Annotated in this window: 18 protein-coding genes and 2 tRNA genes; 5 read left to right on the top strand and 15 right to left on the bottom strand. The window is 69.3% G+C overall.

What is annotated here, in order from left to right; all coding sequences use genetic code 11:
• Positions 1-144: 144 nt before the first annotated feature.
• The 4 genes from ABD357_RS29880 to ABD357_RS29865 form a co-directional block, all read right to left on the bottom strand.
• Positions 145-218 (bottom strand) — tRNA-Met (locus ABD357_RS29880).
• 128 nt (positions 219-346) lie between these two features.
• Entirely contained in the window at positions 347-2,200 is a 1,854-nt protein-coding gene (locus ABD357_RS29875; RefSeq protein ID WP_344394129.1) for a tetratricopeptide repeat protein, read from the bottom strand.
• Between the two features lie 229 nt (positions 2,201-2,429).
• A tRNA-Met gene (locus ABD357_RS29870) sits at positions 2,430-2,503 on the bottom strand.
• 65 nt (positions 2,504-2,568) lie between these two features.
• Positions 2,569-5,490: a UPF0182 family membrane protein gene (locus ABD357_RS29865; protein ID WP_344394134.1), complete on the bottom strand. Its 2,922-nt coding sequence runs from the start codon at positions 5,488-5,490 to the stop codon at positions 2,569-2,571.
• 137 nt (positions 5,491-5,627) lie between these two features.
• On the opposite strand from ABD357_RS29865, the gene ABD357_RS29860 reads away from it, so the two are divergent.
• Positions 5,628-6,185, top strand: a complete 558-nt coding sequence (locus ABD357_RS29860; protein ID WP_344394128.1) for a PPA1309 family protein — start codon at positions 5,628-5,630, stop codon at positions 6,183-6,185.
• A 37-nt stretch (positions 6,186-6,222) separates the two neighbouring features.
• Here the strand turns inward: ABD357_RS29860 and ABD357_RS29855 are convergent, their stop codons facing one another.
• From ABD357_RS29855 to ABD357_RS29840, 4 genes are all read right to left on the bottom strand, one after another.
• The gene (locus tag ABD357_RS29855) at positions 6,223-7,317 is read right to left on the bottom strand and encodes a YlbL family protein (RefSeq protein WP_344394127.1); all 1,095 of its coding nucleotides are present in this window, start codon (positions 7,315-7,317) and stop codon (positions 6,223-6,225) included.
• Between the two features lie 106 nt (positions 7,318-7,423).
• On the bottom strand, positions 7,424-7,648 hold the full coding sequence (locus ABD357_RS29850) for a hypothetical protein (RefSeq protein WP_344394126.1): 225 nt from the start codon (positions 7,646-7,648) through the stop codon (positions 7,424-7,426).
• 120 nt (positions 7,649-7,768) lie between these two features.
• Positions 7,769-8,230 carry a molybdenum cofactor biosynthesis protein MoaE gene (locus tag ABD357_RS29845; protein WP_344394125.1) on the bottom strand — a complete coding sequence of 154 codons (462 nt, stop codon included), beginning with the start codon at positions 8,228-8,230 and terminating at the stop codon, positions 7,769-7,771.
• A 79-nt stretch (positions 8,231-8,309) separates the two neighbouring features.
• Positions 8,310-9,422, bottom strand: a complete 1,113-nt coding sequence (locus ABD357_RS29840) for an SDR family oxidoreductase (protein ID WP_344394124.1) — start codon at positions 9,420-9,422, stop codon at positions 8,310-8,312.
• 192 nt (positions 9,423-9,614) lie between these two features.
• On the opposite strand from ABD357_RS29840, the gene ABD357_RS29835 reads away from it, so the two are divergent.
• On the top strand, positions 9,615-11,054 hold the full coding sequence (locus ABD357_RS29835; protein WP_344394123.1) for a zinc-dependent metalloprotease: 1,440 nt from the start codon (positions 9,615-9,617) through the stop codon (positions 11,052-11,054).
• On the top strand, positions 11,051-11,572 hold the full coding sequence (locus ABD357_RS29830) for an NUDIX hydrolase (RefSeq protein WP_344394122.1): 522 nt from the start codon (positions 11,051-11,053) through the stop codon (positions 11,570-11,572). Before ABD357_RS29835 ends, ABD357_RS29830 begins: the two co-directional genes overlap by 4 nt.
• Before the next feature lie 56 nt (positions 11,573-11,628).
• On the opposite strand, the gene ABD357_RS29825 is transcribed toward ABD357_RS29830, so the two are convergent.
• The 4 genes from ABD357_RS29825 to ABD357_RS29810 all read right to left on the bottom strand — a co-directional run bounded on the left by ABD357_RS29825 (position 11,629) and on the right by ABD357_RS29810 (position 15,567).
• A complete protein-coding gene (locus tag ABD357_RS29825) occupies positions 11,629-12,384 on the bottom strand; it encodes an AIM24 family protein (protein WP_165341100.1) in 756 nt (251 codons plus the stop codon).
• Between the two features lie 16 nt (positions 12,385-12,400).
• Entirely contained in the window at positions 12,401-13,081 is a 681-nt protein-coding gene (locus ABD357_RS29820) for an AIM24 family protein (RefSeq protein ID WP_344394121.1), read from the bottom strand.
• A 13-nt stretch (positions 13,082-13,094) separates the two neighbouring features.
• On the bottom strand, positions 13,095-14,828 hold the full coding sequence (locus ABD357_RS29815; RefSeq protein WP_344394120.1) for a TerD family protein: 1,734 nt from the start codon (positions 14,826-14,828) through the stop codon (positions 13,095-13,097).
• Positions 14,829-14,973: 145 nt separating this feature from the next.
• Positions 14,974-15,567 carry a M48 metallopeptidase family protein gene (locus ABD357_RS29810; protein ID WP_344394119.1) on the bottom strand — a complete coding sequence of 198 codons (594 nt, stop codon included), beginning with the start codon at positions 15,565-15,567 and terminating at the stop codon, positions 14,974-14,976.
• Between the two features lie 233 nt (positions 15,568-15,800).
• Here ABD357_RS29810 and ABD357_RS29805 point away from each other — a divergent pair, with 233 nt between their 5' ends.
• Positions 15,801-16,994 (top strand): TOMM precursor leader peptide-binding protein, encoded by a 1,194-nt coding sequence (locus tag ABD357_RS29805; protein ID WP_344394118.1) that lies wholly within the window; start codon positions 15,801-15,803, stop codon positions 16,992-16,994.
• Positions 16,987-18,381, top strand: coding sequence for an ABC1 kinase family protein (locus ABD357_RS29800; RefSeq protein WP_344394117.1), 1,395 nt, complete (start codon positions 16,987-16,989; stop codon positions 18,379-18,381). Before ABD357_RS29805 ends, ABD357_RS29800 begins: the two co-directional genes overlap by 8 nt.
• 212 nt (positions 18,382-18,593) lie before the next feature.
• On the opposite strand, the gene ABD357_RS29795 is transcribed toward ABD357_RS29800, so the two are convergent.
• From ABD357_RS29795 to ABD357_RS29785, 3 genes are all read right to left on the bottom strand, one after another.
• Entirely contained in the window at positions 18,594-18,917 is a 324-nt protein-coding gene (locus ABD357_RS29795; RefSeq protein WP_344394116.1) for a hypothetical protein, read from the bottom strand.
• Positions 18,914-19,282, bottom strand: coding sequence for a WhiB family transcriptional regulator (locus tag ABD357_RS29790; RefSeq protein ID WP_262007304.1), 369 nt, complete (start codon positions 19,280-19,282; stop codon positions 18,914-18,916). The genes ABD357_RS29795 and ABD357_RS29790 overlap by 4 nt, the downstream gene beginning before the upstream one ends.
• Positions 19,283-19,458: 176 nt before the next feature.
• The gene (locus tag ABD357_RS29785) at positions 19,459-19,773 is read right to left on the bottom strand and encodes a hypothetical protein (protein ID WP_344394115.1); all 315 of its coding nucleotides are present in this window, start codon (positions 19,771-19,773) and stop codon (positions 19,459-19,461) included.
• Between the last annotated feature and the right edge of the window lie 18 nt (positions 19,774-19,791).

Raw genomic sequence — 19,791 nt, 5'->3', positions numbered from 1 at the left:
CCTCACGGTAACGCCCTTGCCTCCGGCTCGGGGTTAGCACCACCTCTTCCCCCAGGGGACTTCCACCCCCAAGCAACCGCCCATGCTGGGCGCACAACACCGGAGGGCCGGAACCCTTTCGGATTCCGGCCCTCCGGCCTTCAGTAGCGGGGACAGGATTTGAACCTGCGACCTCTGGGTTATGAGCCCAGCGAGCTACCGAGCTGCTCCACCCCGCGGCGATGAACTGAACACTACGTCAACAGCGTCGACCAGCGCAAATCGCTTTGCGAGCGGCCTGTGGGCGGCTGGTTCGCCGGGTCTGGGGGCAGGCGACCCTCCAGACCCGGCTCCCCTGGGAGGCCTCTCAAGCGGACAGCTCGTCCTTGAGCGCGTCCCGCAGCCGAGCCGCCCGCTGGGACACCTCGTCAGATCCCAGGGCGACCGCCCGGTCCGCCCATCGCTGCCCTTCCGCGAGCTCTCCCCGACGCGCGTAGACGAGGGCAAGCCGCAAAGCCGCCCGCCCATGTCCCGCATCAGCGGCCCGGGTCCACCACAGGGCGGCCTCCGGCTCGCTGCCCTCCCGGGCGAGCAGCAGGCCGAGGTTGAACGCCCCGTTCCGAGACCCCGCCTCCGCGGCCTCCCGATACCATTGGGCTGCCTCGACCACGTCCCCACGAGCGGACGCCAGCATCCCGACCCGCACCTGGGCACGCCGGTGACCCTGGGAGGCAGCCCGCTCGTACCACTCCTCGCACTCGCTCTTCTCGGTCGCCGGCTCCCCCAGCTCATGCGCGGACGCGGGCGGGCGCCGGGCGTCGAGGACGGCAGCCAGCCGGTACGCCGCCTCCGCGCTCCCTCCGCCGGCGGCACAGCGCAGATGCCGCTCGGCTTCCCGCTCGTCGCCGTCCCGCAGCCGCGCGATCCCGACCTGGAGCGCGGCCTCGGTGTGCCCGGCGGCAGCTGCCTGCTCGTACCATCTGAGCGCCGCGGCGGCCTCGCCCCGGCCCGCGTGCAGGATCCCGAGATTGAACGCGGCGTCGACGCTGCCGGCCTCCGCGGCCTTGGAGAACCAGGGCTCGGCCCCGGCTGCGTCGCCGACCTGGAGCAGCAGGATCGCCAGCGCGTTGGCCGCCTCGCGGTGTCCCGCGTAGGCCGCACGCCGGTACCACTGCTCGGCCTGCCCGGTCCGCCCCTGCTCGGCGCAGAGCAGCGCGAGGTTGTACGCGCCGTTCACATCACCGGCGTCCATCGCGGCGCGGTACCAGCGCTCGGCGGTCTGTGTCTCGCCGCGCTCGGCGTGCAGCGCGCCCAGGGCGTTGGCGGCGTTCCCGTCGCCGTCCTGGGCGGCGCGCAGCCACCACACGGCGGCGCTCTCGGAGTCGCCCGCGTCCCGCAGCAGGAACCCGAGCGCGCAGGCGGCGCGCGCCTCGCCGTCCTTGGCGGAGGTCAGATACCAGCGCCCGGCCTCCTTGAGCTTCCCGCGCTTCTCCAGGATGACGCCGAGGTGCAGCGCGGCCCTGCGGTGTCCGCGCGCGGCGGCCTGCCGGTACCACTGCTCGGCCTCGGCCATCACGGACAGTCCGGCACTCTTGTCGGCTTGGCCGGCGCCGCTCTGCTCCGCGGACTGCGCGGAGGGCTGTGCGGGCACTGCGGGTTCGCCGGCGGCAGCCCGCCGGTCCAGCGAGCGGGCGAGCCGGTACGCCGCCTCGCGGTGACCCCGCTCGGCGGCGGCCCGCATCCACGCCTCGGCGGCGGCGTCACCTCGGTGCTCGAGGAGGTCGGCGAGCGCGTACGCACCGAGGGTGTGGCCCTGCTCGGCGGACTGGCGCAGCCAGTATTCGGCGGCGGGCTCGTCTCCGCGCTCACGGTGGTGGCGGCCGAGCGCGTGCGCGGCGGCGGCCGATCCGGCGACGGCGGCGATCCGCCACCAGCCCGCGGCCTCGTCGGCGTATCCGCGCTGGTGCAGGAGGACACCCAGGTTGTTGGCGGCGGCACGGTCACCGGCGGCGGTGGCAGCACGCAGCTGAGGCTCGGCTCCGTCGAGATCGCCGCGGCGCAGCAACAGGCTTCCGAGGACGCTCATCGCCTCGACGTCGCCGGCTTCGGCGGCGAGCCGATGGCGTGCCTCCTCCGCAGCCTCGCCGGTCTCGTCCCGGTCGGAGGGCTGCACAATTCGCCCTGTCTCCAACAGAGTTGCCTTGTCCCCCATAAAATCCATCGTCGCACCACCTGCAACCTGGGTACACCTGGTATACCGCAGCCAGTGAGGTCACTTCAGCGTTTTGTCGACATGCCCACAGAGAGACAAGTCAAACACAGATTTCTCAACTCTCCCCGCATGGAGCGGCCTTAATTGGGGCAGTCCTGCTCGAATGGGCGAACACACACACGACCCACACACGCCGAAGGACCCGAATCCCTTGAGGATCCGGGCCCTTCGTCTTCAGTAGCGGGGACAGGATTTGAACCTGCGACCTCTGGGTTATGAGCCCAGCGAGCTACCGAGCTGCTCCACCCCGCGCCGTTGTTCGGCAACCGTATCACGGCGCGGGACGGGCCTTTCACTCAGTCGCTGCCGACCGCTGGTCAGCCGCTTCCGCCGCTCCCTTCGGTGTTGCCGCCGCCGTTGCCCGCGCCCTCACCACCGGTGTTGTCGGGCTGGGCCTGGGCCTCCTCGGCCCGCTGCAGCGCTTTCTCGAGGTCCTGCTGCGCCCGGCCGTACGCCTCCCAGTCGCCCTTCTTCAGGGCTTCCTGGCCGGCCTCGTAGGCCTCCTGGGCGTCGTCGAGCGCCTGTTGGACCGTCGTGTCACCCGTCGCCGGTGGTGGCTCGGTGGTGTCCTCGCCCTCGTCCGGCGGCGGGGTCGTGCCCTCCGTCGCGAAGACCTTGTTGAGCGCCTCGCTGAGCGTGTCCTCGAAGGCGGTGGTGCCTCCGTACGACACCGCGACCTTCTTCATCAGCGGATACTCGGCATTGCTGCCCTGTACATAGATCGGTTCGACGTACAGGAATCCGGCGTCCATGGGCACCGCGAGCAGATTTCCGAAGATCATGTTCGACTTCGACGTCTCCGCGTTCCGCGTGAACTCCTGGACCGCGGGAATCGAACTCAACTTGCTCTGCCACTGCACCGGTCCGTCCACTTCGGACTCGCCGGTGACTCTGAGCAGCCGCAATGTGCCGTACTGGTCGCTGCTCGCATCGGCGTCCACCGCCATGTACGCGGCCAGGTTCGGCCGTCCGCTCGGGGTGAACGTGGTCGTCAGCGAGAACCGCTGCTGGTCGTCGCCGGGCATCTTCAGCGACAGGTAGTACGGCGGTACGGCGACGCTGTCCTTTCTGCTCGTCGGGTCGTTCGGCACCTGCCACACGTCACTCGCGTTGTAGAACTGGTCGGCGTTGGTGACGTGGTAGATGCCCAGTTGCTCGCGCTGCACCTTGAACAGGTCCTGCGGGTAGCGCAGATGCTCCTTCAGCTCGGCCGGGATGTCGGCCTTCGCCTTGACCGTGCCCGGGTACGCCTTCTTCCACGTCTTCAGGACCGGGTCCTTCTCGTCCCACGTGTAGAGGTCGACGCTGCCGTCGTACGCGTCGACGGTCGCCTTCACCGAGTTGCGGATGTAGTTGACCTGGTTCTGCTGGGCGACCACCGTGCGCTGGCTGTCCTCGTTCGTGAGCGCATCCGTGGTGGTGTCGCCGAGTGTCGTGCGCGATGCGTACGGATAGCCGTTCGTGGTGGTGTACGCGTCGACGACCCACACGACCCGCTTGCCGATGACGGTCGGATAGGCGTCACCGTCGATGGTCAGCCAAGGCGCGACCGCCTCGACACGCTCCTTCGGCGTGCGGTTGTAGAGGATCTTCGACCCCTCGCCGATGGCGCCTGAGTACAGCATCTGCGGCTCGCTGAAGGCGGCCGCGTACGCGGCGCGGTTCAGCGGGCTCGACAGGTCGATACCGCCGTCGCCCTTGTACTGGTACGTCTTCTGGCCGCCCGCCTCCTCGTAGTCGAGCTCCTTCTGGGGGCCGCCCACGATCGAGTACTGGGTGGTCTTCTCGCCGAAGTAGATGCGCTGCTCGTAGCCCTTGTTGAAGGTGCCAGTGGTGGGCAGGCCCTGCTCGGTGAAGGCCGGGGAGCCGTCGGAACCTTGCTGGATCTCTGTGCCCTTGGCCGCGATCGCGCCGTACCCGTGCGTGTAGATGAAGTGCTGGTTGATCCAGTTCCTCTTGTCGACGCGGTCGAGGTTCAGCTCACGCAGACCGATGATCGTGTCCTGGCCGTTGTACCGGTCGACGTCAAGCGTTGTCGGGAACTGGTAGTACTTCCGCTCCTGCTCCAGCTGTTGGAACGTCGGCGAGACCACGTTCGGGTCGTTCAGCCGGTAGCTCGCGACCGAATTGGCCCGATCACGCTGCTGCTTGGCGTCGCCGTTGCCCGTGCCCGAGATCTCGTCGATCTTCACGCCGTCGAGGCCGTACGCCTTGCGCGTTGCCTCGATGTTCTTCTCGATGTACGAGGTCTCCTTGGCCTGCTCGTTCGGCTTGACCTGGAACTGCTGCACGATCGCCGGGTACAGCCCCCCGATCAACAGTGCGGAGAGAACCAGCAGACCGAAGCCGATCAGCGGCAGTTGCCAGGTGCGCCGCCACAGCGTGGCGAAGAACAGGAGAGCGCAGATCACGGCGATGCAGAACAGGATGGTCTTGGCCGGCAGGTACGCGTTGGCGTCGACGTACTTGAGGCCTGTCCAGTTGTCCGTCGCCTTGAAGTCGCTGGACTTCACGGCGAGTCCGTACCGGTCGAGCCAGTACGCGACAGCCTTCAGGGCGACGAACAGGCCGAGCAGCACGGAGAGATGACCGGTGGCCGCGGCCGTGGCACGCGCTCCGGGGCTGGTGACCCGCAGTCCGCCGTACAGGTAGTGGGTCAGGGCGGCGGCGATCACCGACAGGATCGTGGCGGCGAAGCCGAAGCCCAGCAGGAAGCGGTACCAGGGCAGGTCGAAGGCGTAGAAGGAGACGTCGAGGTGGAACTGGGGGTCCTTCTGGTTGAAGGACACTCCGTTCACCCACATCAGCCACGTACGCCACTGGCCTGACGCGGAGGCGCCCGCGATCAGCCCGATGAGGGCGGTGATCCCGAACAGGATCCACTTCTTGTACGGGGCCACGCCCATGCGGTAGCGGTCGAGGCTCTGTTGCTCCATCGACATGGCGCTCAGTGGCGGCCTGAGCCGGTGGGCCAGCCAGATGTTCACGCCGACGGCCAGGGCCATCAGCAGTCCGAAGACGAAGAACAGGCCGATCTTGGTCCACAGGGTGGTCGTGAAGACTGAGGAGTACTTGACCGATCGGTACCAGAGCCAGTCCGTCCAGAACCCCGCGAACATGACGAACGCCATGGCCAGCACGGCCAGTACGCCCAGTGTCATGAGCAGGGTCCGGACGCGCCGGGACGGTCGGCCCACTCTGATCCGTGGCCCCGTCGGGCCTCCGCCGCGGTCCGGCATCTGGAAAGCCAAGGTGTGCACCTCGAAGTTCGGTCTGGGTCTTTTTGGGCCCGGCGAACGCAGGGCCACATCTATGCAACTTACTGATGCTTTACTCGGTTCCCGGTTCCGGGTCCGAACGAGGCAGGATTGTGACTATGTCCAACACCGCCTCCACAGGCACCCCCATGGCGGCCGGCCCCCTGACCCGTGCCGTCCTCGAAATCGACGAGTACGTCTCAGGGCTCGGCTGGGACCAGCCCGCACGGCTCTTCGCGCTGGTCGACACCGCTCAGCTGCGCTCCGAGGAGCCCGGCCTCGCGGCGCGTCTCGGTCTCGCCGACGACGCTCCCGCCGGCGCTCTTACCCCCATCGAACAGGAGGAACTCCCCGCGGGCAGCCCCCTGGACGAGTTTCTCGGCACCATCGCCTGGCCGGACGCGGTGGCCGGCTGCGCGCTGTCCGTGGAGCGGCTGATGCTGCCGCCGTCCGCGGAGGCGATGGTTCCGGACGGTCTCGACGAGAAACGTCTGGCGAAGTGGGTCGCCGAGCATCCCGAGCGCCAGGAGGTCCGGATGACCGTCGGGGTGCTGCGTGGCGGGAAGCGCGAGTCGGCGCTGCGGCTGCGCGAGAAGGACGCGGCGACCGAGGTCCTCACCGGCTCCGGCCTGGTGCCGGGGCTGGCGGAGGCGCTGGCGGCGACGTTCGCCGAGTAGCACTTGCGGTACGTGGCGTAGTACTTCATGAGCCGGCTCAGCTCTTCGTGCACTGGGGCAGGTCGTCGGTGTTGCCGCCGCGGATGTCCTCGAGGGCCTTCATCGCGTCGTCAAGGGTGTCGACCTTGACGAGGGTGAGCCCGTCGGGGATGTCCCGGGCGGCTGCCGCGCAGTTGTCCTTGGGCGTCAGGAAGTATTCGGCACCCTGGTCCCGGGCGCCGACCGTCTTCATCTCGATGCCGCCGATGGGGCCGACCTTGCCGTTGTCGTCGATGGTGCCGGTGCCGGCCACGAACTTGCCGCCGGTGAGGTCTCCCGGGGTGATCTTGTCGACGATGCCGAGGGCGAACATCAGGCCGGCGCTCGGACCGCCGACGTCGGCGAGCTTGATGTCGATCGTGAACGGGAACGTGTGATCGGTCCCGGCCGCGATGCCGACGATCGCGCGCTCCTTGCCCTTGTCGTCCGACTTCGTCGTGGTGATGGTGATGTCCTCGGTCTTCGTCGCCGTCCGCTTCTCCTTCTCGGCGGCGGCCTGCTCCTTGGCGGGCACGATGGTGAAGACGACCTTCTCACCGGGCTTGTGCTTGGTGACCAGCTTCGCCACCTCGTCGTACGCCTTGACCTGCGTACCGTCCACAGCCTTGATCACATCGCCGGCGTGCAGCTTGCCCTCGGCCGGACTGTCCTTGAGCACGGAGGACACGATGGTCCAGGACTGCACCGGGATGTTCCGTTCCTTGAGGGCGGCGACCTTGGCGCTCTCCTGGGACTGGCTGAACTCCTCGGCGTTCTCCTGCGTCGACTGCTCCTCCGTCTTGCCGTCGGGGTAGAGCGTGTCGTGCGGGACCACCTTGTTGTCGTGCGCCAGCCAGCCGTACACGGCCTCGACGAGGTTCATCTTGTAGTCGGCGCTCGTGACGCGGACCGTCGTCATGTTGAGATGGCCGTCCGCCTGGTAGGTCTTACGGCCGGAGATCTGCAGCACCGGCTCGCCGTCGTGCTCGCCGAGCGTGTTCACCGTCGGGCCGGGTGACATCTCCGAGTACGGCACATTGATGAAGACCCCTGCGCACAGGAGCGCGATCAGCATCAGGGTGGAGGCGAGCATCGTCGCGGTGCGGCGTGGCATGGAACGACAGTACGGGACCACCCTGTCAGTGCACCGTCGGGGCCGCCCGTACGGGACCTCTGGGGGCCGGGGCGCAGACGGTTCCAGGCGTCTTCGGTGCCGGTGGTCAGGCGTCCGTGGGCGACTTCTCCATGTGCTGTTCCTCCACCGGCTGTTCCTCCACCGACTGCTTCGCCAGGTGCGGCTTCTCCATGGCCTCGCGGAAGCGCATGTAGCCCGCGAGCTCGGTGCCGTCGCCGACGGTCCTGCGGTTCCGGCCGACCCATGTTCCCCACAGTCCGGCACCGATCGCAGCCAAAAGCGGAATCAGCAACCAGGCGAGCACCGCCATGCCGACCTCCCAACCCCATGAAGCAACCGCAACTGACTGATCAGCAGATTAACCATGCCCGTGTCCAACGCTCACGGCAGGGGTGCGGTTACGCAACCGGAACGCGCGCGTGCGCGCGGATCAGCAGGCGCCCACCCATTCTTCTGTCCCGTCCGAGAACGTTTGGTGCTTCCAGATCGGCACTTCATGCTTGAGGTCGTCGATCAGCTTGCGGCAGGCCTCGAAGGCCTCGCCACGGTGGGGGCAGGAGACGGCGACGACGACGGCAAGATCCCCGACCCTGAGATCCCCCACCCGGTGAACGGCTGCAAGCGCCCGCACCGGATACTCGGCGACAACCTTCTCGGCTATGCGCCGCATCTCCGCCTCGGCACTGGGATGGCAGGAGTACCCGAGCGCGTCGACGTCCGCTCCCCCGTCGTGATTCCTGACGGTCCCGACGAACAGCGCGGTCCCTCCGGAGGCATCGTCCCCGACGGCTCGGAAAACCTCGTCCACGGAGAGTGCGGTCTCCCGAATCGCCAACAGCTTGACGGGATCCTGCGCCCCCCGCTCACCGGGGTGATCACTCATAGTTGCCATACGCCCATCCTGCACTACGCCACTGACAACGGGGAATGCAGTTCTCTCCGGGCACGCGACCGCGGAGCGTTCACGTGCGTCAGATGCGCCGTCGGGCCTTCCGTGCCCGGCGGACCAACGCCGCCGTACCCAGCAGTGCGACCGTCGCACCCGCGGCGCCGGCGGCGGTGGCGTCCTTGCGGCCGAGGCGGCGCCCGGCCACCGTGTGCCGCCCGGCGACCTCCTCCAGGAGCTCGGCGAGGACCTCCTCGTTGGTCCACTGCGGGCGCCATCCGGCGTCATGGAGCCGGCTCCCGCTGACCACCCAGGGGTACATCGTGTAGGCGAGATCTCCGGCGGGCGACGGCGTGAGACCGATCCGGTGGAGCCGGGCCGCGGCCCCCAGAGCGACGGCCGAGGGCAATTCCATCCGCCGGATCCCACTGAGCTCCTCGACCTCCTCCTGTTCCAGCCACCCGTCGCAGCCCACGGCCAGCTCCCCGTCGACCTTCTCCAGGACGGCGTACTCCAGGGCACTGCACAGGTCCTCGACGTGGCAGAACTGCCAGGCGGGCCGGGACCCGGCTACGACCAGCAGCCGGGGCGACTCGAAGTAGCGGGTGAGGGCCGTGTCGGTGCCTCCGACGAGCACGGCGGGCCGTACGACGGTGACGTTGAGCCCGGGATGCGCGCGGGGCGCCCGCTTCGCGAGCCGCTCGACCTCCAGGAGATCGCCGACGCCCGTGGCCTCCGCGGTGGCGCGCAGTTCGGCGTCTTCGGAGAGGGGCAGTTCATTGTCAGGCAGCGCTCCGTAGACCATCGCCGAGGTGCACAGCACCACCCGGTGCACCCCGGCGGCTGCCGCGGCGGTGAGGACGGTCTGGGTGCCGCGCACGTTGTAGGCGGTGCGCGCCGCCGGGTCGGTCTCCAGGTCGAGGTCGAGCGCCAGATGGACCACGACGTCGGCGCCCCGCAGCTTCTCGGCGATCACCGGGTCGCGTACGTCGAGGATGTGCCACTGGGCGTCCGCGCACTCACCGCGCCGCTCGTCGATGGCGATGACCTGCTTGATCTCGTCGCTGGCGGCGAGCCGCTCGGTGAGCAGCGCACCGATGCCGTCGGCGGCGCCGGTGACCGCGACTACGGGACCGCGTACGGTCGGACTGGTTGCAGGGTTTCGCGCTGCGCGAACCTGTGGATCTGGGGAACTCACCGGGCGTCTCCAGCGGTTGTCTTCAGTAAGAACGCGCGTGACGCGTACGTACCAGGTGGCATCCATCCTGCCGCAGCCCAAGAGTCGGCGAAGCATCGAGGCCGGAACCGGCCGCGGTGTCTACGCTGGGTGGTGTTGTCGGGCAGCCGTGCCGTCGGAGAGAACCGGCGGCCTTACCAGCCGAGGAATCCCGTGAGTGACACCCCATTCGGATTCGGCCTTCCGCCGGAGGAGCCGGACGACGGCGACGAGGGCAAGAAGAAGGACCAGCAGAGCGGTGGTGGCCAGGGACCGGCCAACCCGTTCGGTTTCGGGTTCCCCGGAGCCGGCGGACCCGGCGCCGACAACCCGCTCGCCGCGATGTTCGGTTCCATGAACCCCAACGATCTGGGGGCCGCGTTCCAGCAGCTGGGCCAGATGCTCTCGTACGAGGGCGGCCCGGTGAACTGGGACATGGCCAAGCAGATCGCCCGCCAGACGGTGTCCCAGGGCGCCCCTGACGGCAGCAAGGACTCCAGTGTCGGCCCCGCCGAGCGCTCCGGGGTCGAGGAGGCCGTGCGCCTGGCCGACCTGTGGCTGGACGACGCGACATCCCTGCCCTCCGGCGCCGGCTCCGCGGTGGCCTGGAGCCGCGCGGAGTGGGTCGAGGCGACCCTTCCGGTGTGGAAGGAGCTCGTCGACCCGGTCGCCGAGCGTGTCGGCGCGGCCATGGGCGATGTGCTTCCCGAGGAGATGCAGGCCATGGCGGGCCCGCTCATCGGGATGATGCGATCCATGGGCGGCGCCATGTTCGGTACGCAGATCGGGCAGGCGGTGGGCGTGCTCGCGGGCGAGGTCTTCGGCTCGACGGACATCGGTCTGCCGCTCGGCCCGGCGGGCCGGGCCGCGCTGCTTCCCGTGAACATCGAGGCGTTCGGCAAGGACCTCGGTGTGCCGAAGGAGGAGGTGCGGCTGTACCTCGCCCTGCGTGAGGCCGCCCACCAGCGTCTGTTCGCGCATGTGCCGTGGCTGCGCTCGCACCTGTTCGGGGCGGTCGAGGGCTACGCGCGCGGGATCAAGGTCGACACGGCCAAGCTGGAGGACGTGGTCGGCCAGCTCGACCCGTCGAACCCGGAGCAGCTTCAGGACGCACTCCAGCAGGGCATGTTCCAGCCGGAGGACACACCTGCCCAGAAGGCTGCGCTGGCCCGCTTGGAAACGGCGCTGGCGCTCGTCGAGGGCTGGGTGGACGCGGTCGTGCACGCGGCGGCGAAGCCGCGTCTGTCGTCCGCGGACGCGCTGCGTGAGACGCTGCGCCGCCGCCGTGCGTCGGGCGGTCCCGCCGAGCAGACCTTCGCCACACTGATCGGCCTGGAGCTGCGCCCGCGCCGGCTGCGGGACGCCTCGCGGCTGTGGGCCTCGCTCACGGACGCGCGCGGTGTCGACGGCCGGGACGCCCTGTGGGCGCACCCGGACATGCTGCCGACCGCCTCCGACCTGGACGACCCGGACGGCTTCGTGCACCGCGAGCAAATGGACTTCTCCGAGCTGGACAAGATGCTCGGGGAGGCCGCGGGCGGCTCCGCCGAGAAGCCGAACCTCACGAAGGACGAGGACAAGAAGGACGACGACAAGGGCGACAACGCCGAGTGAGCCTCCACGACGACGCGGTCCTCGTACTGAAGAGCTACGAGGAGCAGGAAGTGCTGCGCCAGGCGTATCTGGACCATCTCCAGGCGCACCCGGACGCCATGTGGAAGGCCTGCGAGGCCGGGCACATCACGGCGAGTGCCCTGGTCATCGACCCCGGGCACGGCCGCGTGCTGCTGACGCTTCACAAGAAGCTGCGCATGTGGCTTCAGATGGGCGGCCATTGCGAGCCTCAGGACGCCACTGTGGAGGCTGCGGCCCTACGTGAGGCCACGGAGGAATCGGGCATCACTGGTCTGACGCTGCTCCCGGGCGGGCCTGTACGGCTCGACCGTCACCCGATCCCACCGCCGTGCCACTGCCACTTCGACGTGCAGTACGCAGTGCTGGCGCCGGTCGACGCGGTCCAGGAGATCAGCGACGAGTCCCTCGACCTGCGCTGGTTCGCCTATGACGAGGTGGCGGACGTGGCGGACGACTCCGTGGTGCGACTGCTCGATGCCACGCGGGCCAGACTCTGAACCGGTAAGGGGCGGCCGCAAAGGCAGCCGCCCCTTACACACGCCTCCTAGGAGGCTCAACTCCAGACGTTGCCCTGGTTCTGCCCCCGGGCCCCCTGCTGGCCCACCCCGTACTGGGCGGCGACGCCGGAGCCGATCGTCGCGTTCTGCGGCGGCAGCAGCTCGCTGGGCTGGACGAGCACGTAGCCCTGGCCCATGAAGCTGAGCTCCCAGCCCTCACCGGTGTTGCCGCGGCGTCGGAACACTCCGGAGGAGTGCGTCTGGGCCTGCATCTGTACACGCAGACTCGTCGACCAGGCGACGATCGCGTCGGCGTCGCAGTTGACGAAGCGGTCGGGGGTGACCTGCATCATCAGCGGCATTCCCGAAGTCATCAGGGCGGCCTTGCCCCGCCCGGAGATGTTGAGCTGGTACTTGCCGGAGCCGGAGATGCCGTACTGGCTGTCCACGGCGATCACCTCGTGGTGCAGCGAGGAGTCCATGGCAAGGACGTAGCTGCTGTCCACGGTGAGGCCGTCCTGGTCCACGTCCACCACATGGATGTGCTGGGCGAGGTTGGCCAGGTAGACGGTGCCCTGTCCATGGCAGCGCATCAGGTCGAGGCCCTCTCCCGTCTGTGCGCGGGAGCGCCGCTGACCGGAACTCTGGAACTCGGCGTCGAACTCCACCAGCCCCTGGTAGGCGACCATGGTGCCCTTGCGGGCGAGCACGTCGTCGTGGCCCTCCAGGGCGACGCGCAGCATCTGCTTGTTCTGCAGGCTGTAGCGCTCCTGGGACTGCTGCTCGTTGTAGGCGAAAAGCGGGCTCTGCATGATGTGTGGCTCCCCCTCAGCCCCGGAGTCGGAGGCGGTCGGTGCTGTCCTCGCTGGGCTGGACGACGACGATGCCCTGTCCGGAGAAGGCCATCTGGAACGCCTCTCCGCTGCCCCGCCCGATCAGCGACCCTGCCTTGAAGGTGCGCTTGCCCTTCACCTTGAGGTTCGGGGACCAGGCGACGAGGGCGTCCGGGTCGACGTACGTCTCGTCCTCCCCGCCGCCGCAGTCGACGACGATGGGCTTGCCCCGGGAGGTCAGCGCGACCCAGCCCTGCCCGGAGATCTTGGTGTTCCACAGCCCCTGTCCGGCGAATTTCGCCAGTCCCTTGACGCGTTCGACGCCCCACTGGAGGTGCGCGTCGAAGGCGAGCAGGTTGGTGGCGTTGACGGAGATCCCGTCGCCGTTGAGGTTGATGACGACCACGTTCGCTCCGTAGTCGGCGAGGTAGAGCAGGCCGTCCCCGGAGCACTTCATGAGGGGTGCGCCCTCGCCGGTGGCCCAGTCGCGTGCGATCTGGCGCACGGCCGGCGGATTGGGCTCGTACTGGACGAAGCCTTCGTAGGCGACCATCGACCCCGCGCGCGCGAGGAGGTCGCTTCCGCTCTGCATGGCGACCTTGAGCATGTGGTTGCCGTGGTTCTCCATGCGTGCGGCAACGGGTGCCGGGGCGAAGCCCGCGAGCTGCTGGTTCATATGACGGGCTCCCTCAGACCTCGTACGGCTGGACGACGATGAAATTGCCGGGTGCGCCGCGGAACTGAAGGTTCACGCTCTCTCCGGTGTCGCCCGGGTAGGCGTTGCGACGCAGGCGCACCTGGCTGGAGACGATCACCTGGGACGCGGCGGACCAGGCGACGACGGCGTTGCAGTCGGCGAACGTCGTCGGCGTGACCGGCAGCACCACGGGCGCTCCCTGCGTCTTTACGATGATCGTGCCGGTCCCCTGGAACTGCATCGTGAACAGCGCGCCTCCGGGGATGCCGTGTCCTTCGATGCGGCGGACCTCGTACTGGAGTGTCTCGTCGAACGCGAGGACGTTCTCCGCGGAGACGCAGATGGCGTCCCCTTGCAGTTCGATGGGGTGCAGCATGGCGGACTTCTCGGCGAGGAACACCTGGCCCTTGCCCGAACAGCGCATCAGCTGCATCTCCTGGCCGGTCGCGTTGCCCACGATCCGGCCGGAGAATCCGGCGCTCTTGTAGCTGAAGTCGACCTTGCCCTGGTAGAGCACCATGCTGCCCTGTCGGGCGAGCACAGCCTGGTCACCGCCCATGCCGAGATCGACCCGGACCATCTTCTTGTTCTGCTGGGTCCAGCGCTGACCGGTGGGCGCCTCCTTGTAGGGCTGGAGCGCCGCGGCGACACCGGCACCGCCCTGGGGAGCACCCTGCGGTACCGCGTACCCGGCAGGCGCACCCGGAGCACCCGGCGCACCGGGCTGGCCCGGGACCTGGCCGAACGGCGGCTGCTGGCCGTACCCCGGAGGCGGGGTCGGCTGACCATAGCCGGGCGGCGGTGCCGGGGCTTGAGGCGCCTGAGGCTGTCCGTAGCCGGGCGGCAGAGGGGCGCTCGGGGCTGGGGGCCGGCCGTATGGAGGCTGCTGCTGGTTCGGCGGCTGCCCGTAGGGCGCGGGAGCGGGCGCCGGGGGCGGTACGGGAGCGCCGCCGGGCGGAGTCATGGGCGCGGCGATGGTCGGCGCGGCGTGCACCGGGGGCGTTGGCTCCGGAGGTGCGGGTGCCTGCGGCGGGGTGGCTGCCGGCGGCGCGAATCCCTGGGCGGGCTGCGGCGCGGGGGCCGGAGCCGGCGTGGCGGGACCTGACGGGGCGCCGAACGCGGGCGGCGTGGTGGCCTGGGCGGGCGGCGCGAAGGACGGCGCATCCGCCTGCGGCTGGGATGCGGGGGCGGGCTCCTCCTCCGCAACCTCGCCGCCGAAGTTCTTCAGCAGCGCGTCGAGTCCGCCGTCGAAGCCCTGCCCCACCGCCGCGAACCGCCATACGTCCTTGAGGTAGAAGTCGCCCAGCATCACGGCTCGTTCGGTGGAGAACTCGCCGCCGTCGAAAGAGTATCGGGCCACCTCCTCGCCACCAGCGACGATACGGAGATATCCGGGGGCGATCTGCGACAACTGCCCGGCGCCGTCGAGCGTCGCCGTGAACGACAGCCTCTGGATCTCTGGCGGGATCTTGTCGAGCGTCACGCGGAAGGACTCCGTGTCGCCCGCCTGCGCTCCCAGGAGCTGAATGGACTCCTCAGGAGTCTTCGGCTGGTTGAAGAAGACGAAGTACCTGTCGTCCGAAAGCCGTTCGTCGGCGTCCAAACCGAAGCAGCTGATGTCGAAGGTCAGTCCGGGGCCGGTGATCTGCACGCCTACGTACAGATCGGTGCCCGCGGTGAGGTCACTGATCTTGGCCTTGTGGCCGCGTTGGAATTCCCTGGCCATGCGTAACGACCGTCCCCCATCCCGATACGAGTGCGTCGCGCGTCAGGCTAACCGCAAAATCCGGCCGCGGACGCAGCCGGTACAGACCCGGTACACAATCCCTGCTTCCGGCCCGTACCAGCGCAGTAGAGGCGCCGGGCCCCTGTCACTCGTCGCGCGCGGCGGGCAGATGGGGCAGCCGGTCGGCGGCGACCACGCCTTCGAGGTAGCCGCGGGCCCGCTCGGTACGCGGATAGGCCTCGAGGAGTTGCCAGAAGCGGGGCCCATGGCCGGGCACGAGCAGGTGCGCGAGTTCATGGACGAGGACGTAGTCGACGACGTACTCGGGCATGCCCTGCAAGCGGTGCGAAAGGCGGATGCTTCCCTCTGCCGGAGTGCATGAGCCCCAGCGGGTGTTCTGGTTGGTGACCCAGCGGACCGAGGAGGGCCGGGCGAGGCCGTCGAAGTACAGGTCCGAGAGCCGTGCGGCACGCTCGGAGAGCTCCGCGTCGCCGAGTACCCGCTTGTTCTCCTGGGCGGCGAGCTTGTCGAGCATGACGCCCACCCAGCGCTGCTCCTCCGCCTCGGACATCCGGGCGGGGATCAGCACGACGGTACGATCGCCCTCGCGGTACGCGGAGACCGTTCTGCGACGGCGAGTGCTCCGGCGGACCTCGATCGCGCTCGTCCCCGAGCCGGTCGGCGGCTCACTCGTCGTGCTGCGCTGTGGTTTTCCGCGGTTCAGTGGGTCGGCGGACACGCCCCGACGGTACCTGTTGGGCATGGTGGAAGTCCCGCCTCCGGGACGGTTCGATGCCGATCCGCGCTCTGCGCGCCCGGTTTGTCCCTACTCCGTACGCCTGATTTGTACGACGAATACCCCCAGCCTGTGGATAACTTTCGGCCTCCGCCGGCCGATGCGTGCATGCTGGCAATCGACCGGCGGAGCAGGACGAGCACCACCGGCACAACGGGGACGTACGGGGGTCTGTCATGCATCCGATGGTGAAACCCGCGCTTCGGCGCGCCTGGCGGGATCTGAACACCGTGCAGTTCGGGATGGCACCGGCACATGCGATGGTGCTCGGCCCGATGGACACGGCGACGAGCAGCTTTCTGACCTTGCTCGACGGAACACGCGGGCTTCCTCTCCTACGCGACGAAGGCCACCGCATGGGGCTGCCCGACGGCCATGTCGACGGGCTCGTGGAGCGACTGGCCCGAGCGGGACTGCTGGACGATGCGACGGGCGGCGGCCCGGACGCGGACGCCCTGCGCGAGAAGAAACCGGCCTTGGACCGGCTGCGGGCCGACCTCGCGTCCCTTTCCCTGGTCGCGCCCGGACCGGGCGAGGGCATGCGCCGGCTGGCGGCCCGCCGTTCCCTGCGCGTTCAGGTGTGGGGCGCGGGCCGGGTCGGTGTGACCCTGGCCTGCGCGCTGTCAGGCGCGGGCGTGGGCCAGGTCGATGTACGCGACGGCGGTTGCGTCGAGCCCTGGGACGTCGCGCCGGGCGGTCTGCCCGTCGACTCCATCGGCGAGCGCAGGGAAGAGGCGGCACGGAGGGCGGTGCGCCGGGCGGCACCGAACCGCCCACCACGGCGCGGTGGCGCACAGTCGCCGCCCGACGGACAGGAGCCGGGACTCTCCCTGGTGATCCTCGCGCCACGGGACGGCCTGGCTGCCCACGTTCCCGACCCGGCCACCGCCGAGCCGCTGATCGCATCCGGGACACCGCACCTGTACGCCGGGGTCGTGGAGGGCACAGGAGTCGTCGGCCCGCTGGTCCTGCCCGGCGACACGCCCTGCGCGGGCTGCCTGGACCGGGACCGCACCGACCGGGACCCGAGCTGGCCGCGCCTGGTCGCGCAGTGGCGCTCTGGGCAGCCCCGTCCGGTGCAGGCGTGCGATCTGACACTGTCGGCCACGGTCGCCGGGCTGGCCGCGGGGCACGCACTCGCTTTCCTTGACGGGGAGTTGCCGTCCAGCGCGGGTGCTCGCTGGGAGGCGTCGGTGCCCGGTTTCGACTGGCAGACACACCCCGTGTGGCCGCATCCCGCATGCTCGTGCGGGACTGCGGAGAAAGCTAAGGGGGAGCAGACCTCGGAAGACGAGAGGCCGCACGAGACAATGGCCGGGCAACAGCCGCAAGCGGCTCGGCTGTCCGGTACTTGGAGGGCGCATGTCTGATCTTCCCCGGAAGGCGGTCACCCGGACCGCCAAGCTCGCCGCCCTACCGCTCGGCTTCGCCGGGCGGGCCACATGGGGCATCGGCAAACGGATCGGCGGGAAGTCGGCGGAGATCGTAGGCCGCGAGCTGCAACAGCGCACGGCAGAGCAGCTGTTCAAGGTGCTCGGCGAGCTGAAGGGCGGCGCGATGAAGTTCGGGCAGGCGCTGTCCGTTTTCGAGTCGGCGCTGCCCGAGGAGGTCGCGGGTCCGTATCGCGCGGCACTGACAAAGCTTCAGGAGGCCGCACCCCCGATGCCGACCCGCACGGTGCACACCGTGCTCGAGGAACGGCTGGGCGAGGACTGGCGCGAGCTGTTCGTGGAATTCGAGGACAAGCCGTCCGCGGCGGCCTCCATCGGACAGGTGCACCGCGCGGTGTGGCACGACGGCCGGGAGGTCGCAGTCAAGGTGCAGTACCCGGGGGCGGGCGAGGCGCTGCTCTCCGACCTGAACCAACTCAGCCGTTTCGCCCGGCTTCTGGGGCCGCTCATTCCGGGGATGGACGTCAAACCGCTCATCGCAGAGCTGCGCGACCGGGTGTCCGAGGAGCTCGACTACGGTCTGGAGGCACAGGCTCAGCAGGCCCATGCGCAGGAGTTCGCCGACGACCCGGATGTACTCGTGCCGGCTGTGGTCCACCAGTGCGAGCAGGTGCTGGTCACCGAGTGGATCGATGGGATCCCCCTGTCAGAGGTGATCACCGACGGTACGCAGGAACAGCGGGACCGGGCAGGACAGCTCCTCGCCCGCTTCCTCTTCTCCGGCCCGGCCCGCACCGGCCTGCTGCACGCCGACCCGCACCCCGGCAACTTCCGCCTCCTGCCCGACGAGTCCGGCGACCCCGACGGCAAGGACGGCATGGATGGCTGGCGCCTGGGCGTACTGGACTTCGGCACGGTGGACCGCCTCCCCGGCGGCCTGCCGCCGACCATCGGCGACTCGCTGCGGATGACCCTCGACGGCGAGGCCGAAGCGGTCTACGAACTGCTCTGCGAGGAGGGCTTCGTCAAGGAGTCGATAGAGCTCGACCCGGACGCCGTCCTGGACTACCTGCTCCCCATCATCGAGCCGGCCAAGGTCGACGAGTTCACCTTCACCCGAGGCTGGATGCGAAGCCAGGCGGCGCGAATCGGCGACCCCCGCTCCCCCGCATACCAACTCGGCAAGCAGCTCAACCTCCCGCCGGCGTATCTGCTGATACACCGTGTGACCTTGAGCACCATCGGCGTCCTGTGCCAACTGGGCGCCACGGTACGGCTCCGAGAGGAACTCGAGGAGTGGCTGCCGGGCTTCGCGCCCGAGGACGAAGCAGCCCTGGAGGAGGGGGAGTCGGCGGCCGAGGCGTGAGGGTCGGGCGGGGGCTTGCGTGCGTGCGTATGAGCCGGGGTCCGACGGATGGCCGGGGGGGCGGGCGGGGCCCCCGGGGGCACAACGCATAGCGGGGGCCGGCCCATTCGGACCAGCCCCCGCGATCAGCGGTTTGCTCCACTGCCGTTACCGCTGCCGACGCCAGAGCCATTGCGGCTGCTGCGACTTGCGGCCGTTGCGTCAACGCGGCCTTACTGCATGACCGCCATGGCCAGGGCGCGGCGAGCGCGCAGCGACGCGCGCTCGGCGCGGCGCTGCATCCGGCGGGCCGTCGCCAGGCGGATCGCCCGGCGCTCGGCCTCGGCGGCGCGCTGCCGCTCGTGCATATGCGCACGAGCCAGGGCTTCTTGGATGAGTTGCATCTCACGGGTCCTGTTCTGACGCGAGTCGTTCGCGCCGGTGGTGGTGAACTCTGGAGTCGCAGAGCCGGCGGGCTCGCTGTTGGACGGCTTCATCGGGGCCTGATCCTTGGGGTCGTGCGTCAGGGGGCGATCGATCGTTCCTGTGATGGTCATGCCGCGACCGGGTTCTTGCGCGGGCGGCCACGCGGCCGCTTCCGGGCGACAACGACACCCTGGACGAAGAGCTCGCCGCCCCAGACGCCCCAGGGCTCACGCCGCTCCTTGGCGCCGGCGAGGCAGGCCTCGATCAGCGGGCAGGTGCGGCAGAGGGACTTGGCGTACTCGACATCTGCCGGCGACTCAGCGAAGAAGACCTCCGGGTCGTTGGAGCGGCAGGGGACGGGCACGCCGAGGTTCTCGATGGCGTCGTCGAGCGCGGTGAGCGCAGTGAGCGGGGTCAAGGTGGAGTCCTCCGTGAGGCCGGGCGGGGGGATCGTTTCGGAAGGCGGTACGGACGGGGCGTGCGCTTCGAGTTGCACGGTTCGTCTTCCTCGTCTGGTCGTGCCGGCCGGGTTGGCCGGTTGGCGGCTGGTACCGGGTTCTTTTTCTTGTCCCGAGGCCCCTTCGCTCTGTCGTCCCTGGTCGGGGACAAACAGAAGGGCCGCGGATCCCGGGTGGGGTTCCGCGGCCCTGAAGGCGCCGGCCTGATCGCCGATCAGGCTGGATCACTCCAGGGTTCAGGCCCACGGAAGGCCCACATCGTGTGGTGCGTCTGCTTGGTAGCTCCGGCACCGGCGGCCGCAAAGGCATAGGCCTGCGCCTGCGCCTCTACTGCTTCCAGTGCCTTCATCGGTCGCTCATTGCGCTCACGGACGGGAAGGACCGCGAGAGACACGGCGGACGCCGGCCGGACAGCAGGAATGCCGGACAGACCGGTGCCCAGGTTCGAGACGCCGAGCAGGCACGTGGAGACGACCGAGCGATCGGTCATTTTGACGGTGCTGATGGAGCTGGTGTTGATGCTGATCACTGGAATCGCCTCCTCTCG

The sequence above is a fragment of the Streptomyces vastus genome, assembly GCF_039532825.1.
In the GTDB taxonomy this organism is placed as follows: Bacteria; Actinomycetota; Actinomycetes; order Streptomycetales; family Streptomycetaceae; genus Streptomyces; species Streptomyces vastus.
Note: the sequence above shows the minus strand (reverse complement) of the source record. Positions and strands in the feature narration are given on the sequence as shown.